Source organism: Streptomyces sp. C1-1 (assembly GCF_050214755.1).
In the GTDB taxonomy this organism is placed as follows: Bacteria; Actinomycetota; Actinomycetes; order Streptomycetales; family Streptomycetaceae; genus Streptomyces.
In genome coordinates this window covers 8,835,299-8,850,379 of record NZ_CP189826.1, presented here as the reverse complement: position 1 = coordinate 8,850,379, position 15,081 = coordinate 8,835,299, and the positions used below count along the sequence as shown (strand labels likewise).

The window sequence follows — 15,081 nt, the reverse complement described above, 5'->3', positions numbered from 1 at the left end:
CACATCCCCGCCTGGGCGTTCGAGGTCTCGAAGACGCCGTCGGGCGTCACGCCGGTGGCTTCGCCGTCCCCTGTGTGGCCCGCAGGTCCGCGAGCAGTTCCGCCTGACCGGCCAGCACCCCGGAGAGGATCGTCCGCGCCACCCGCAGCAGCTCGGCCACCTCGGGACTGGTCAGCGAGTAGTACACGGTCGAGCCCTCCTTGCGGGTCACGACCAGGTTCGCCCGCCGCAGCACCGCGAGCTGCTGGGACAGGTGCGCGGGTTCGATGCCCACCTCGGGCAGCATCTCCGCGACCGCGTGCTCGCGTTCGCTCAGGAGTTCCAGGACGCGGATGCGCGCCGGGTGACCGAGGGTTTTGAAGAACTCGGCCTTCAGCTGGTACAGCGGCGTACTCACCGTGCCGTCTCCTCCACCCGCACAGCAGGCCGTACCGCCGCATCCGGCGGTACGACATCATCAATTATCGACTTTAGCAATTAGCGATTTCCGACTGTCATGTGAGGATCGTCCCCGCGCTCCGGTCAGAGCGGCAGGGTGATCCAGATGCTCTTGCCACCGCCGTCGGCGTCGGGACGGACGACCGCGGTGCCGTGCAGGCCGAGCAGCAGTTCCATGACGGTGCCGAGGCCCCCCGACGCGGCCCCGGTGACCGATCCGTACAGCGGCGGCTGGTAGGGGTGACGGTCGTGGACGGCGAAGGCCAGGCAGTCCGCGCCCGCCGCGTACGTCACGGTCATCGTCGGGGAGAGGGCGGCGGCGTGCCGGACGCTGTTGGTGACCAGCTCGCTCAGGATCAGCAGAGCCGGGTCCACGGCGCTGTGCCGTAGCCCGATCCCCCACTCGACCAGGGCCTGTTCGGCCGTCTCCCGGGCCGTCCGGACGGCCGACGGCTCGGTGGGCAGGGTGAGGACGTGCCGGTGGGGAAGGGTCTGCGGTCGTGTGGGCATCCCTCACGCCTCCCTGTGGGCGAGCGGCCGGGGCGGGGGCAGGACGCCGGCCGCCTCGAGGTGGTCGCGCGCGGCACGGATCGCCTCGGGCGTGGTGGCGTACTCGTGGCCGTCGCGCCTGAGGAGCTCGAGGGCGCCGACGGAGTCGAGGACCTGCATCTGATCGGCGCGTATGCCGGAGGCGAGGACCACGATGCCCCGGCGCCGCAGCTTCTGCACCGCGTCCTTCAGGACCAGGGCGCCGGTCGCGTCCATGGTCGACACCCGGGACATACGCAGGATGACGACGCGGACGTCGGCGACCTCGGTCAGCTCCAGCAGGAACCGGTGGGCGGCGGCGAAGAACAGCGGACCGTCGATGCGGTACGCCACGATGTGCTCGGCGAGCAGCGCGTGCTCCTCGTCGCTGTGGTCGCCCCGGTCCAGCGGCACCTGCTCGACGCGGGCCTGCTTGGCGACGGCGCGCAGGGCGAGGGTGCCCGCCACGGCGAGGCCGATGATCACGGCGTAGACGAGGTCGAGGGCGAGGGTCGCGACGGCGGTCAGGACGAGGATCAGCGCGTCGGACCGCGTCGCCTTCGCCATGGCCCGCAGCGAGCCGACCTCGACCATGCGGATCGCGGTGGCCAGCAGGACGCCGGCGAGCGCGGCCAGCGGGATCCTCGACACCAGGGGCGCCGCCGCGAAGACGATCAGGGCGAGGACGGCGGCGTGGACGAGGGAGGCGAGGCGGGAGCTCGCGCCCGTGCGGACGTTGACGGCGGTACGGGCTATCGCACCGGTCGCCGGGACCCCGCCGAACAGGGGCGCCGCGATGTTCGCCAGTCCCTGTCCGAACAGTTCCCGGTCCGGGTCGTGTCGCTGGCCCACCGTCATGGCGTCGGCGACCGACGCCGACAGCAGTGACTCCAGGGCGGCCAGGGCGGCGACCGCCACCGCGGGGGCGAGCAGGGTGCCGAGCGAGCCGGGATCGAGGAAGGACAAGGACGGCAGTGGCAGTCCTGACGGCAGGTCGCCGATCGGCTTCGCCGCGTCCAGGTGCGCCAGCTGGGCCACGGCCGTAGCGGCGATCACGGCGACGATCGAGAACGGCACGGTCGGCCGCCACCGCGCCCCCAGCAGCATCACCGCGGCCACACCGACCGCGAGGCCGGCCGCCGTCCAGTTCGGGGACCGGGCGAAGTCCTCGACGGCCCGCCAGGCGACCACCAGTACCCGGTCACCCGCGGGCTTGGGCACGCCGAGCGCGTTCGGGAGCTGCTGCAGGCCGATCACGCAGGCGATGCCGAGGGTGAAGCCCTCGACGACCGGCGCGGGCACGTACTGCATGTAACGGCCGGCCCGCAGCACCGCCAGACCGACCAGCAGGACGCCCGCCATGAGGCCGACGGCGAGCACCCCCGCCGGGCCGTACCGGCCCACGATCGGCACCAGTACGACCGTCATGGCCCCGGTCGGGCCGGAAACCTGCAGGTTGGACCCGCCGAACACCGCGGCGAGCGCTCCCGCGACCACGGCGGTCGCCAGGCCCGCCTCGGCGCCGAGTCCGGAGGAGACGCCGAAGCCGAGCGCGAGCGGCAGCGCGACGATGGCCACGGTCAGACCGGCGAGCAGGTCACGGCGCGGATCGCGCCGTACCTGTGCGAGATCGGTGCGGGTGGGCAGCAACGAGGAGATACGGGCGGCCGCCCTGCGGATTGCGGTGGTCATCGGGTGGCGCCCTCGACTTCCCTGGCATTACTTGCGAGCACAGCAATCACAGCATCTAACCAATTGCGAAAATTTGCAATTCGGCATGTGTCTCGAAGACGGGCGGATGCGGTCGGCGCGGGGCGACGGCAGGGCCAACCGGCCGCCCAGTGAGGCCTGTTGGACCGGCATCGGGGCGGCGGGCCCGGTCCCATGATGGCGAGCACGGCCGCGGGCGGTGCCCGTGGCGCGTCACCGAGGAGGGACCGGATCATGACCGACACCGGAGCGCTGCTGGCCAAGGCGGTGGGGGCGGAGCACGTCCTGAGCGGGGAGGGCGTTCCGGCGGAGTACGGGCACGACGAGTCGCTGACCGCGGTGGCCCGGACGCCCGCGTATCTGGTGCGCCCCGCCACGGCGGACGAGGTGTCGGAGGTGGTGGCCGTCGCCGCGGCGCGGCGTGTCCCGGTGACGGCACGCGGGTCGGGGACCGGGCTGTGCGGGGCGTGCGTGCCGCGCGCGGACGGGATCGTCGTCTCGTTCGAGCGGATGAACCGGATCGTCGAGATCGACACCGACAACCACGCAGCGGTCGTCCAGGCCGGTGTCACGCTGGCCGAACTCGACCGGCGCACCGCGCCCTCGGGGCTGTGCTATCCCGTGCGTCCCGGTGAGCAGGGCGCCTCGGTCGGCGGGACGGTCAACACCAACGCCGGCGGCATGCACGCCGTCCGGCACGGCGTGACCCGTCACCATGTCCTCGGCGTCGAGGCCGTCCTCGCGTCCGGCGAGATCGTGCGCAGCGGCGGCAAGTACGTGAAGACCAGCACAGGCTACGACCTGACCCAGCTGCTCGTGGGTTCGGAGGGCACCCTGGCCCTGGTGACCGAGGCGGTCCTGCGGCTGCGTCCCCGGGCGGAGCACCGCGCGACGGTGCTGGCGCCGTTCGCCTCGGCCGAGGAGGTCTCGCGCGCGGTGCCGCGCCTGCTGGCGGGAGGCGCTGATCCGCTGGCCCTGGAGTACGTCGACATGCTCACGATGGCCGCCATGACCGAGCGGCAGGAGCTGGCCCTCGGCATTCCCGAGCAGGTCCGCCGTACCGCGCTGGGCTATCTCGTCGTGGTGCTGGAGGAGCGCTTCGCCGAGCGGCTGGAGGCCGATGTGGAGCGGCTGGGCGAGCAGTTGCTCGGCCTGGGCGCGGCCGACGTCTACGTGCTGCCCGCGGCGGCCGCCCGGGATCTGATGGAGGCCCGTGAGCGGGCGTTCTGGGCGTCGAAGGCGGCCGGCGCGGACGAGGTCGTGGACATCGTCGTCCCCCGGGCCGCGCTGCCCAGGCTGTTCGCCGAGGCGGACGTCATCGCCCGGGACAGCGCGTCGGTCATCACCGGCTGCGGGCACGCCGGTGACGGCAATGTGCACCTGGCCGTCTTCCAGCCGGATGCGCAGCGGCGTGAGGCGGTTTTGCGCGGGCTGTTCCGGGCCGGTGCGGAACTGGGCGGCGCGATCTCCGGCGAGCACGGCATCGGAGCGACGAAGAAGAGGTACTTCCTCGAACTGGAGGACCCGGCCAAGGTGGAGCTGATGCGCCGCATCAAGCACGCCTTCGACCCCGACGGGATCCTCAACCCGGGGATCCTGTTCGACTGACCGCGTGAAAGGCCGAATCACCGTGAACGGTGCCCATGCCGTGGCCCGCACCCTCCTGGAGTGCGGCGTCGAGATCTGCTTCGCCAACCCCGGCACCTCCGAACTGCACTTCGTGGCCGCCCTGGACGACGAACCCGCCCTGCGGGCCGTGCCCTGCCTGTTCGAGGGGGTGGCCACCGGCGCCGCCGACGGCTGGGGCCGGATGACGGGCCGGCCGGCGGCCACCCTGCTGCACCTGGGACCGGGCCTGGGCAACGGCCTGGCCAATCTCCACAACGCCCGCCGCGCGAACACCCCGTTGGTCAACCTGATCGGCGACCACGCCGTCTTCCACAAGAAGTACGACGCCCCGCTGGAGTCGGACGTCGACGCCCTGGCCGGGACCGTGTCCGGCTGGGTGCGCCGTTGCGAGGATCCCGCCACGGCCGGCGGTGACGTGGCCGAGGCGGTGGCCGCCGCCACCGGCGCCCCCGGGCAGGTGGCCACGGTGATCCTGCCCGCCGACGTGTCCTGGTCGGACGGCGCCCGGCCCGCGCCGCCCGTGGCCGTCCGGCCGCCCGCCATCGTGTCCGAGCGGACCGTCGCGGAGGTCGCCGAGGCGATGGGCGGCGGTGAACCGGCCGCGATCCTCCTCGGGGGACCGGCCACGCGCGAACCGGCGTTGCGGGCGGCGGCCCGGATCGCCGCCGCCACCGGAGCCCGGCTGCTGTGCGAGACGTTCCCGGCCCGCCTGGAGCGCGGCGCGGGTCTGCCGGCCGTGGAGCGGCTCGGCTATCTCGCCGAGGGGGCGATGGAGCAGCTCCGCGACGTACGGCACCTGGTGCTGGCGGGCGCCCGTGCGCCGGTGTCGTTCTTCGCCCATCCCGGTCTTCCGGGTCTCATGGCGCCCGACGACTGCCGTGTCCACACGCTGGCGACGGCCGCCGACGACGCGGCGGAGGCACTCGGCCGGCTGGCCGACACCGTGGCCGCGGGCGTGGTGCCGGTGCTCCAGGCCGCCGAGCGGCCCGAGGCGCCCTCCGGCGCGCTGACCGCCGAGAGCGCGGCGGCCGCCATCGGCGCCCTGCTGCCGGAGGGCGCGATCGTGGTCGACGAGGCCAACACCTCCGGCCTCTGGCTGCCGGGCGCCACCGCGGGCGCACCCCGGCACGACTGGCTGACCCTCACCGGCGGCGCCATCGGCCAGGGTCTGCCGCTCGCCGCGGGTGCCGCGCTCGCCTGCCCGGACCGGCCGGTGCTGTGCCTGGAGGCCGACGGCAGCGCGATGTACACGGTCTCCGCACTGTGGACCCATGCCCGCGAGGGCCTGGACATCACCACGGTGATCTTCGCGAACAGCGCGTACGCGATCCTCAGGATGGAGTCCCAGCGGCTCGGCACAAGCGCGGACGGGCCGGCCCGTCGCGATCTGCTGGACCTGTCCCGGCCCCGCCTCGACTTCGTCGCCCTGGCCCGGGGCATGGGCGTGCCCGCCGGCCGCGCCACGACCGCCGAGGACTTCACCGCCCGGTTGCGCACGGCTCTCGCCGAGCCCGGTCCGCACCTCATCGAGGCCGACGTCCCCCCGCTGTTCTGAGCCACGAGCCACCGGAGAGGCCAACTCCCGCCCAGGAAGGCGGCGTTGACACTCGGGCCGATCCGCGAAACGGTGATTGTCCCGTCGGCCCGCCCGGAGGTCCGCCATGGCTCCGCCGCCAGCATCCTCGTCCGAGACCGGCCTCGTGGCACGCCTGCGGGACCTCGCCCCCCTCGTCCGCGAGCACGCGCTGCGCGCGGAGCAGGAGCGGCGGGTGCCGGACGAGGTGGTCGCGGCCCTGACGGAGGCCGGGGTGTACCGGATGAACGTGCCCCGGCGGTACGGCGGTTACCAGACCGCGCCGCACACCCAGGTCGAGGCGCTGGCCGAGATCGCCGCGGCCTGCGGCTCGACCGCGTTCGCCGCGCTGATCCAGGCGGGCTGCGCGTTCATCGCGGCGCTCTTCCCCGACGAGGCGCAGGACGAGATCTTCACCGGTCCCGACGTACGGGTCGGCGGCACCCTCGTCCCGGACGCCACCGCGAGGGCCACGGACGGGGGTTACCTGGTCAACGGCACCTCGGCCTTCGCCACCGGCTGCCGGCACGCCGACTGGCATCTGCTGACCGCCCGGGTGGAGTCCGGGGACGGGCCGCCCGAGGTGCTGTGGACCGCCGTGCCGATGTCCGAGCTGGAGATCCTCGACGACTGGTACGTCTCCGGGCTGGCCGGCAGCGGCAGCAACAGTGTCGTCGCCCGGGACGTCTTCGTCCCGGCGCACCGGGTGCTGCCCGTCGGACCGCTGCTCGGCGGGGAGTTCCCCTCGAAGGCGAACGCCGACGACCCGTTCTACGCGGCACCCGTCCTGCTGATGTTCTGCGTGTGGACCGCGCCGCACGCGCTCGGCCTGGCGCGGGGCGCGCTGGCGGAGTTCACCGACCGGATCCACCGCCGGGGCATCACGTACACCTTCCACACGCGGCAGCACGAGGCCGGTGTGACGCATCTGCAGGCGGCCGAGGCGGCGATGAAGATCTACTGCGCCGAGCTGCTGACGCGGGACTTCGTCGCCCGCGTCGAGGCGGGCGGACCGTACCCGGAGCCCGAGCGCGCCAGGATCCGGGCGCAGACGGGCTATGTGGCGCGGTTGTGCAAGGAGGCGGTGGACCTGATCGCCTCCGCCTCCGGGGCGTCGTCGCTGCACCGGGAGGTGCCGATCCAGCGGGCGGTGCGCGACGTACAGGCCCTGAACCTGCACTCGTTCGTCAATCCGGCGACCAACCTGGAGTTGTACGGCCGGGTGCTGTCGGGCCTCGCCCCGGGCACGCCGTTCCTGTGAGACGGAGGCCGTCCCGGCGGTCGCGCCCTACCGGGCGGCGGTGGGGCCGAAGCCGCTGAGCTGCCGGATCTCACCGCCGAGTCTTTGGCGCATGCCCTCAAGCGCCTCCGGCTCGGCGGCCACCACCCAGCGGGAGCCGACCAGGTACTTCCCGCCGTAACCGGCGGCCGCGTCGAGCCAGGCCAGCTTGTACGTCTCCGCGGGAAACGTGGTGATGACCCGGTCCCTCTCCTTCGTGTGGCACACCCCCTGCCGCAGTTCCTCCGCCTCGACCCGGATCTTCGGCCTGCAGCCGATCAGCCCGGCGATCACCTCGACCTTCGCGGGCGCCACGACACCGGCCTCGGGCGCGGCCGTGACCGCCGTCCGGCTCGTCCTGTTCTTCTCGGCGCCGTCGTCCTCCCCCGCCGTGCAGGCCGCGGTCGTCGGCAGCAGGGCGAGGGTGCCGGCCACGGTCGCGCCGCGCAGCAGGCGGGCGACGGGCGGAAGGGTGCCTGAGCGTCGATGGTGTGGCGGCAGTGGCACGTGGCTCTCCGTCTCCGCTGATCCGGGCTGTTCCCACCGGAGGTACGGATCTTCGGCGGCGACCGTTCAGGGCGCGGCGTCCGGGAACAATCCGCTCGCCGCGGGCGCTCACTCTGATACCACCGCCGGTACGAATACGAACGAAAAGGAAGGGCGTGAGTCCGATGACGGGCACGGGAGCAGAGCGGTTCCACGAGATCGCCGACTCTGATCTGGTCACCGGTTGCGGCCGCCGTATCGCGGTGAAGTGTCTGCGTCTGACGACGGCCGAGCGGCCCATCACCCGGATCGCGCTGGACGTGGGCCGGGACCGGGGCGGAGTGCCGGGCGCCTGGGCCGCGTTGACGGCGGACGAGGCACGCGGCCTGGCCCAACTGCTGCTGGCCCAGGCCGCGATGGCGGAGCGCGGCGCCGACGGGCCGCGCGGAGCGGTCAGGTGAAGATGATCTGGCCGCCGGCGGCGTGCTCGTAGAACTCGCCGACGGTGATGATGCCCTGGACGTGCTCGACCAGGTCGTCCTTGTCGAGTTCGAAGAGGTCGACGGAGGCCTTGCAGGCGTAGATGCCCGCGCCGGTGTCGGCGATCATCTCGATGAACTCGGGGATCGGCGGGATGTCGAGCTTGTCCATCTTGCGTTCCATGTAGCGGGTGACCAGGTCGGGCACGCCGGGCATGCCGCCGAGCAGGGTCGGCAGGTGCAGGCCGGGGTTGCCGACGGTGGCCAGCTTGATGTGCTCCCAGTGCTTCTTCGTGATCGCGTCCAGGCCGAAGAAGGTGAAGAACAGATCGGCCTCGATGCCCTCGGCGCGGGCGCCGTTGGCCATGATCAGGGCCGGGTAGATCCCCTCCAGGGACCCCTTGGAGACGATGATCGAGACCTTCTCGATCGTGGCGGTGTCGGCCATGACCGGCGTCCTCCTCAGATGCAGCCGCGGGGCTTGGGGATACCGGCGATCTTCGCGGCGGTCTTCGCCGGTCCCTTGGGGAAGAGCTGGTACAGCTCCTTGACGCTCACGCCGGAGGTCTTGCCCAGCACCCGCACGGTGGGTCCGGTGCCCTTGGCGGCGTACTGCTCGCGCATGAAGCGGATGACCGTCCAGTGCCGGTCGGTCAGGGTGTCGATGCCGAGTTCCTTGGCGATCTGCTCGCCCATGGGCTCGGTCCACCGCTCGGGCTCGGTGAAGAAGCCCTCGTCGTCGACCGGCACGAGCGTGCCGTCATAGGTGGCGGTGGGCATGACTGTCTCCTTCTCGTTCAGGCAGGAAAGTGGATCTTGCCGCGCTCGGGCATCGCCGAGCCGACGCCGGGCATCTCCCGGCCGGGCAGCAGGCTGTGCCAGTACAGCCACTCGAAGGCGAGCTTGCCGAGATGGGCGGCGTGCGACTCCTTCATCAGCGGCAGGCCCACCGGGCCCGGGAAGTGTCCGGGCAGTGGCTCGGTGTCGTAGTTGAAGTCGATCAGCAGGGCCTTGTGGAAGCCGGTCTCCACGAAACAGTTGGCGTGCCCGTCGAAGGAGCCGTCCAGGGGGGCTCCGGCGAGGAAGCGGCCGATGTTGCGCACCAGCACCTCGCCCTCGAAGTGGGCCACCGAACCGGCCTTGGAGGCCGGCAGCCCGGCCGCGTCCCCGATGGCGAACACCTCGGGGCGGTCGGGGAGTTGCAGGGTGTGCGGGTCGACCGGCACGAAGCCCAGCTCATCGCCCAGGCCCGGCGAGCGCTCGACGTACTCGGCACCGCCGTGCAGCGGGACGACCACGGCCAGGTCGAAGGGCACCTCCCGCTCGTCGTAGGACACCAGCCGGCCGCCCTTGCCGTCGACCTCGCCGAGCGTGAACTCGGTGATCAGCTCGATTCCCTTGCGCTCCAGCAGCCCGCCGAGCGTCCGCGCCGCGACCGGCTTGGTGAACGCCCCGTCCAGCGGGGTGGCATACGCCAGCTCGACCCGGTCCCTGATGCCGCGGCGCTGGAAGTACCAGTCGGCGAGGAAGGCGAACTCCAGCGGCGCGACCGGGCACTTGACCGGCATGTCGGCCACGTCGACGACGACCCGGCCGCCGTCGAAGCGCTCCAGCGCGTGGTGCAGGCCGACGGCGCCCGGCAGGTCGTAGAAGGTGAAGACGTTCTCGCCCCAGCCGGGGCCGGTCAGCCCCTCGGTCTCCTCCGGGAGCAGCCGGGCGCCGGAGGCGACCACGAGGACGTCGTAGGCGACCCAGCCGCCGACCGCGAAGTACACCGTCCGCGCGTCGAGGTCGACCCGGTCGATGTGGGCCCGCCGGTAGTCGATGCCGTCGTGCAGCTGGTGCGGGCGGGAGCGGACCAGGGCGTGCGGCTGGGCGAGCCCGAACGGCACGAACAGCAGTCCCGGCTGGTAGACGTGGCTGTCGTCCTGGTCGACGACCGTGATCCGCAGCTCACGCTCGTCGTACGCGCGGCGCAGCCGGTTGGCGGTCATGGTGCCTGCGGTGCCGCTTCCGAGAATCACGATGTGTTTGCCCATGCCTCCACGGTCGTGCGGGAGATCGGTCCGGGGCAGGGGCCGTTGGTCCCACGACGGGTACCCACCGGGGTATACGTGCGGCCCCCTGCGCCCGGGCCGCTCGTCGGCGGCCGGGGCATGTGACCGCGCATCGGCCGCCCCGCCAGGGCCGAACGGCCCCCTCGGCACCCGGTCGGCCCGCTGTCCGCGCCGCGTCCGCGCGTTGCACTGGATGAGGACAGCGGGGCACGGCACCGAGGAGGCAGGTCATGGCAGGAACCGCGGCGGAGGCGACCGCGTCAGTTCCCGTGCGGGACTTCGGACACGTCATCGACGTCACCCATGTCGACGGAGACGCCTACGCCGTCGACGTCCGCGACCACCGTCTGCTGGTCGACCAGCCCCTGGACGCGGGCGGGGCCGACACCGCGCCGACCCCGACCGAACTGTTCGCCGCGTCCCTGGCCACCTGCGTCGCCTTCTACGCGGGGCGCTTCCTGCACCGGCACGGACTGGCGCAGACCGGGCTGCGGGTGCGGGCGGAGTTCACGATGGCGCCGGACCGGCCGGCCCGGGTCGGCGCCGTACGCATCGTCGTGTCGCCGCCGCCGGGTCTGCCGCCGGAGCGGCTGCCCGCCCTGTCGGCGGTTGTCTCGCACTGCACCGTCCACAACACCCTGCGGCAGCCGCCCGAGATCTCCATCAAGGTGGTGCCGTGAGCGCTTCCGCCGAGTACCGGCAGGTCGCGCCGGGCCCCGCGCCCCGGGGAGGTGAGCTCGCCGTGCCCTTTCCCCGGCTCCTGAGCCGCCGACTGCGCGGCAGCGTGAACCGGACGACCCTGCGCCTGGCCGGGCACCTCGCCTTCGCCGACCTCGAACACGTCGGCCGCCGTACCGGCACCGTGCGCCACACTCCGCTGCGCGCCTTCCGTAAGGGGGACACGGTCGTCGTCGGCATCAACTTCGGTCGTGAATCGGACTGGTTGCGCAACATCCGGGCGGCCGGCGGTGGCCGGATGCGGCTGGGCGGGCAGTGGCTGGAGCTCGGCGCCCCGCGGATCGTGCCCGTCACGGAAGGCGTACGGGGCATGCCGTGGCTGTTCGGCGCCGCGCTGCGGTACGTGGTACGGACGAAGGAGTGCGTGGAACTGCCCGTGCTGGGCGAGGGATCGGGGCCGTCGCCGTGATCGCCGTCGCAGCACTGCTCCAACTCCTCATCCTCGCGGGGGCGTTGTACGACACGGCCCGTCTGCTGGGCCCGGCCTCGGGCACCCGCCGCGCCACGCGGGCCCGACGCCGTCGCGCGGCACTGGAGGCGGCCGAGCGACGGCTCGTGGACCGGCGCCTGCGCGGCCGGATCGACGCGCCCGCCTACCGGGAGGCGATGCACGCACTCGCGGAGGGACGGCGGACGACGGGACGGCTGCGGACGACGGCGCGGAGGCATCCGCACGCCGGGACCGGACACGCGCCGGTGTGGCGGCACCCGCTCGCGGAGGGGCGGCGGGCGACCGTATGGAGGCATCCGCGCGCTGAAGGCCGCGACGGACACTGATCCGGCGACTCCCGCACGCTGAGGGGGCGGACACACGCCGATCTGGAGGCACCCGCTCGCGAAGGGGGCGCGGCTGACGGCGGTGTGGGATGCGAGAGTCGGTCGGCGCGGGCCGCGACGACACCGCGCACCCTGCCACGACACGCCATCGCGGCGCCGCAGCCGGCGGGAATGCAGGTCGCGGCGTCGCGCCCTGCCGTGACACCGTCCCGCGGTGGCCTGCCGACCGCGTGTCAAGGGGCCGACAGGCCCTGGCTCCGGGTCGCTCGCCTCTCCTGTGTCAGTGGTCGCAGCCATGATCATTGGAGAAGGCGCGGACGCCGGACCCGGCACTGCAAGGGGCTCCCCCGTCCCCTCGGGGACGGCGTCCGTGCCAGGGGACGGCCGCTCGCCGGACCTCGGTAGCGAGTGGGTCGTCCACCGGGTCCCTCGCCGGGCGGTCCGTTCCCCGCCGGGGCTCACCCGGCGGCGGGGACCGTGAGTCTCCCCCGGGCGAGCCCCGTCATCCGTTCCTGCGGCCGACTCCCGCGTACACCCAGTACTCGGAGGGGTTGTCCGGGACCTGATCCTGGGGGTCCGGCCGCCACATCGGGACGTGCACGAGACCCGGTTCGGTCAGGTCGAAGCCGTCGAAGAAGCCGAGGATCTCGTCGTGGGAGCGGGTGGCGACCTGCGAGGTGGCCCTGGAGTTGTACAGCTGCGTCACCGCGGCGGCCGTCCGCGGGCGGTCCTCGTTCGTGGCGTGGGACAGTGCCAGCCAGCCGCCCTCGGGCAGGGCGTCCCGGTAGGCGGCGACGATGCCGGCCGGGTCCTCTTCGGGCGTGACGAAGTGCAGGATCGCGACCATCAGCACCGCGACCGGCTGCTCGAAGTCGATCAGCTTGCGCAGCTGCGGCGCGGCCAGGACGTCGGCCGGGCGCCGGATGTCGGCGTCGACGATGTCGGCGTCCGGGTTGTCCGCCAGCAGTGACGTGCTGTGGGCGACGGCCACGGGATCCTTGTCGACGTACACCACGCGGGCCCCGGGGCTGGCCGCCTGGGCCACCTCGTGCACGTTGCCCTGGGTCGGGATGCCCGAGCCGAGGTCGATGAACTGCCGTACCCCTTCTCCGACGAGGTGGCGCACGGCCCGGCCGAGGAAGGCGCGGTTGGCGCGGGCGAGCATGCGCACCTGGGGATCGATGGCCGTGACGGCCGCGACCGCCTCCCGGTCGATGGCGAAATTGTGCTCTCCGCCCAGCATCGCGTCGTACATACGCGCGACACTGGCCCTGTCGGAATCGGTCACCGGTGGTCCTGCGCTGTCGGACACCACAACATCCTCTCGGATCAGGGCTCTTGACGCCTCATCATATAGTTGCCGTCGACGCGCGGTGATCCGTTGTCACAGCCGCGCGGCCGGCCCCCCACCCGGAAAGGCACGACCCTGCGGAACGAACCGCGCAGCTCCGCCGACGACACCCCCGCCGTCCTGCCGTCGCCCCGCCGGTCGGCCTTCTCCCCTGCGGCCGACGTCATCGGCTCCGAGCTCGACCTGCGGTTGACGGGCAGCCATGTCGTGCACGCCCTGACACCCGGGTTCTGCGACGCCGCGTCCGTGTACCTGCTGGAGCGCTGGCGGCGCGAGGAGAGCGCGTACGCCGTCGCCGACCCGCCCCAGCGGGAGGCCCGCCGGCTGGCGGTGCGCGTGGGCACGGACGCGCCCGAGACCTGGGAGGGCGTACTCCCGGTCGGCGAGGTGATCGTCTTCCCGCGCGGCACGCCGTACGCCCGTGCCCTCACCGACGGGCACGCGCAGCTGCTGGACGCCGTCGACGCGCACACCACCGAGCGGCTGAAGGCCTCGGCGGACGGCGACGAACGCATCGACCGGCTGCTGCAGGTGGGGTCGTTCCTGGTGGTGCCGCTGCGGCTGCGCAACGACGCGATCGGGTTCGTGGCCTGCACGCGCGGACCGGACCGGGGACCGTTCACGACCGCGGACATGGCGGCCGTGGAGTCGCTGGCCGCCCGCGCCGCCGTCGCCCTGGACAACGCGCGCCGCTACGAGCGCGAGCGCCGCACCGCCCTGGCCATCCGCAACAGTCTGCTGCCCGGCGCGGTCCAGGAGGTCGAGGGCTGCCGCATCGCCCACGGCTCGCTGCCGGCCGGGCAGGGCACGGTGATCGGCGGCGACTGGTCCGACGTGCTGCGGCGGCCGGGCGACCGGGTCAGCCTGATCGTCGGGGACGCGATGGGGCACGGTCCGGAGTCCGCGGTCGCGATGATCCAGCTGCGCACCGCGGTACGCACCCTGGCGGGCCTGGACATCCCCGCGGTGGAGCTCATACGGCGACTGGACGACCTCGCCAGCGAGACCCCGGGCGCCTCCTTCGCGACCTGCATCTACGCCGAATGGGACGCGCGCCTGCGCACCTGCACCCTGGTGGGCGCCGGGCACCCTCCCCCGCTGCTGCGCGGCGCGGACGGCCGGACCGCGCCGGTGCCGCTCGTCGGCGCGGGCCTGCCCCTCGGGCTGGGCGCGGGCAGCTACGAGCCGACCGTGCTGGAGGTCGCGGAGCCGAGCGTGCTGGTGCTCTACAGCGACGGCCTGGTGGAGTCCCGCGACGACGACATCGACCACGGGATCGCCCGGCTGGCCGGTGCCATGGACGAGGCCGCGCTCGCACCGCCGGGCGCCGCCGACGACGTACTGTCCGCCGTGTGCCGGCAGCTGCTGCACGCCCCCGTCGGGCCGGGCGGCGGGGACGACCGCACCCTGCTGCTCGCCGAGCTGACGCCCGCGAAGGACTGACACAGCCGCGCGCCCTCAGGCCGTCAGGTTCGCCCACACGGCGTTGCCGCCGGTGAGTCCGGACCGGTCCACCCCCCAGGCGTCGGCGAGCTGTTCCACCAGGAGCAGCCCGCGTCCGCCCTCGTCCTCGGGGCCCGCCTCGCGGCGGGGCAGTTCGCTGCCCGAGTAGTCGTGGTCGTGCACCTCCAGACGCAGGCACACGTCGCTGACGAAGCCGATGCCGCACAGGATCCGCGCGCTGAGCGTGTGACGCACGGCGTTGGTGGCCAGTTCGGACAGCAGCAGCACCGCGTCCTCGCACAGCGCGGCCGGCAGTCGCCAGGCGGTGAGGCGGGCGCCCATGGAACGGCGGGCCACCCGCACGCTGGAGCGGTGGGCGGGCAGCTCGAGCCAGTGCGTGCGGTCGGGGTTCACCACGTCTAACAGCTGCGGTGACGATGTCAGGTGGGGGGACACGGTGTTGGCCTTCCGTGGGGCGGGCGGCAGCCAGGCGCGGGGGACGCCTCGAACGTCGGAGCACGTCAACTCGACTTGGGGTGGGCACGGTTGACGGACCGCACTCGCGTTCGGCGGCACGGTTCACACAAGTAACT

General features: G+C 73.1%; 17 protein-coding genes. 8 read left to right on the top strand and 9 right to left on the bottom strand.

Annotated elements, in window-relative coordinates; genetic code table 11:
- Positions 1–46: 46 nt before the first annotated feature.
- From ACQF4J_RS40205 to ACQF4J_RS40195, 3 genes are all read right to left on the bottom strand, one after another.
- Positions 47–397: an ArsR/SmtB family transcription factor gene (locus ACQF4J_RS40205; protein WP_351564269.1), complete on the bottom strand. Its 351-nt coding sequence runs from the start codon at positions 395–397 to the stop codon at positions 47–49.
- A gap of 125 nt (positions 398–522) precedes the next feature.
- Positions 523–948: an ATP-binding protein gene (locus ACQF4J_RS40200; protein ID WP_427168023.1), complete on the bottom strand. Its 426-nt coding sequence runs from the start codon at positions 946–948 to the stop codon at positions 523–525.
- 3 nt (positions 949–951) lie between these two features.
- On the bottom strand, positions 952–2,658 hold the full coding sequence (locus ACQF4J_RS40195; protein WP_427168022.1) for a SulP family inorganic anion transporter: 1,707 nt from the start codon (positions 2,656–2,658) through the stop codon (positions 952–954).
- A gap of 252 nt (positions 2,659–2,910) precedes the next feature.
- On the opposite strand from ACQF4J_RS40195, the gene ACQF4J_RS40190 reads away from it, so the two are divergent.
- From ACQF4J_RS40190 to ACQF4J_RS40180, 3 genes are all read left to right on the top strand, one after another.
- Entirely contained in the window at positions 2,911–4,284 is a 1,374-nt protein-coding gene (locus ACQF4J_RS40190) for an FAD-binding oxidoreductase (RefSeq protein WP_427168021.1), read from the top strand.
- Positions 4,285–4,288: 4 nt separating this feature from the next.
- Positions 4,289–5,860: an acetolactate synthase large subunit gene (locus ACQF4J_RS40185; RefSeq protein WP_427168020.1), complete on the top strand. Its 1,572-nt coding sequence runs from the start codon at positions 4,289–4,291 to the stop codon at positions 5,858–5,860.
- Between the two features lie 106 nt (positions 5,861–5,966).
- Positions 5,967–7,139 carry an acyl-CoA dehydrogenase family protein gene (locus tag ACQF4J_RS40180; RefSeq protein ID WP_427168019.1) on the top strand — a complete coding sequence of 391 codons (1,173 nt, stop codon included), beginning with the start codon at positions 5,967–5,969 and terminating at the stop codon, positions 7,137–7,139.
- A 27-nt stretch (positions 7,140–7,166) separates the two neighbouring features.
- Here the strand turns inward: ACQF4J_RS40180 and ACQF4J_RS40175 are convergent, their stop codons facing one another.
- A complete protein-coding gene (locus ACQF4J_RS40175; RefSeq protein WP_351805470.1) occupies positions 7,167–7,664 on the bottom strand; it encodes a hypothetical protein in 498 nt (165 codons plus the stop codon).
- A 164-nt stretch (positions 7,665–7,828) separates the two neighbouring features.
- Here ACQF4J_RS40175 and ACQF4J_RS40170 point away from each other — a divergent pair, with 164 nt between their 5' ends.
- Positions 7,829–8,104: a hypothetical protein gene (locus ACQF4J_RS40170; protein WP_351564420.1), complete on the top strand. Its 276-nt coding sequence runs from the start codon at positions 7,829–7,831 to the stop codon at positions 8,102–8,104.
- On the opposite strand, the gene ACQF4J_RS40165 is transcribed toward ACQF4J_RS40170, so the two are convergent.
- From ACQF4J_RS40165 to sqr, 3 genes are read right to left on the bottom strand one after another with little or no spacing between them, the layout of a single operon-like run.
- A complete protein-coding gene (locus ACQF4J_RS40165; RefSeq protein WP_351564280.1) occupies positions 8,097–8,570 on the bottom strand; it encodes a DsrE/DsrF/DrsH-like family protein in 474 nt (157 codons plus the stop codon). The genes ACQF4J_RS40170 and ACQF4J_RS40165 overlap by 8 nt on opposite strands.
- Before the next feature lie 14 nt (positions 8,571–8,584).
- Positions 8,585–8,902 (bottom strand): TusE/DsrC/DsvC family sulfur relay protein, encoded by a 318-nt coding sequence (locus ACQF4J_RS40160; protein WP_142149491.1) that lies wholly within the window; start codon positions 8,900–8,902, stop codon positions 8,585–8,587.
- Positions 8,903–8,919: 17 nt separating this feature from the next.
- Entirely contained in the window at positions 8,920–10,161 is a 1,242-nt protein-coding gene (gene sqr, locus ACQF4J_RS40155) for a type III sulfide quinone reductase, selenoprotein subtype (RefSeq protein ID WP_351564281.1), read from the bottom strand.
- Positions 10,162–10,409: 248 nt separating this feature from the next.
- Between sqr and ACQF4J_RS40150 the strand changes: the two genes are divergently transcribed.
- Genes ACQF4J_RS40150 through ACQF4J_RS40140 form a run of 3 tightly spaced genes read left to right on the top strand, consistent with a single transcriptional unit; the run spans position 10,410 to position 11,694 of the window.
- Entirely contained in the window at positions 10,410–10,859 is a 450-nt protein-coding gene (locus tag ACQF4J_RS40150) for an OsmC family protein (protein WP_351564283.1), read from the top strand.
- Positions 10,856–11,326, top strand: coding sequence for a nitroreductase family deazaflavin-dependent oxidoreductase (locus ACQF4J_RS40145; RefSeq protein WP_351564285.1), 471 nt, complete (start codon positions 10,856–10,858; stop codon positions 11,324–11,326). Before ACQF4J_RS40150 ends, ACQF4J_RS40145 begins: the two co-directional genes overlap by 4 nt.
- A complete protein-coding gene (locus tag ACQF4J_RS40140; RefSeq protein WP_351805474.1) occupies positions 11,323–11,694 on the top strand; it encodes a hypothetical protein in 372 nt (123 codons plus the stop codon). Before ACQF4J_RS40145 ends, ACQF4J_RS40140 begins: the two co-directional genes overlap by 4 nt.
- 502 nt (positions 11,695–12,196) lie before the next feature.
- Here ACQF4J_RS40140 and ACQF4J_RS40135 read toward each other — a convergent pair.
- Positions 12,197–12,982, bottom strand: a complete 786-nt coding sequence (locus tag ACQF4J_RS40135) for an SAM-dependent methyltransferase (RefSeq protein WP_351564289.1) — start codon at positions 12,980–12,982, stop codon at positions 12,197–12,199.
- Between the two features lie 93 nt (positions 12,983–13,075).
- Here ACQF4J_RS40135 and ACQF4J_RS40130 point away from each other — a divergent pair, with 93 nt between their 5' ends.
- Positions 13,076–14,488 (top strand): PP2C family protein-serine/threonine phosphatase, encoded by a 1,413-nt coding sequence (locus ACQF4J_RS40130; RefSeq protein ID WP_351564290.1) that lies wholly within the window; start codon positions 13,076–13,078, stop codon positions 14,486–14,488.
- A gap of 15 nt (positions 14,489–14,503) precedes the next feature.
- Here the strand turns inward: ACQF4J_RS40130 and ACQF4J_RS40125 are convergent, their stop codons facing one another.
- A complete protein-coding gene (locus ACQF4J_RS40125) occupies positions 14,504–14,902 on the bottom strand; it encodes an ATP-binding protein (protein ID WP_351564422.1) in 399 nt (132 codons plus the stop codon).
- Between the last annotated feature and the right edge of the window lie 179 nt (positions 14,903–15,081).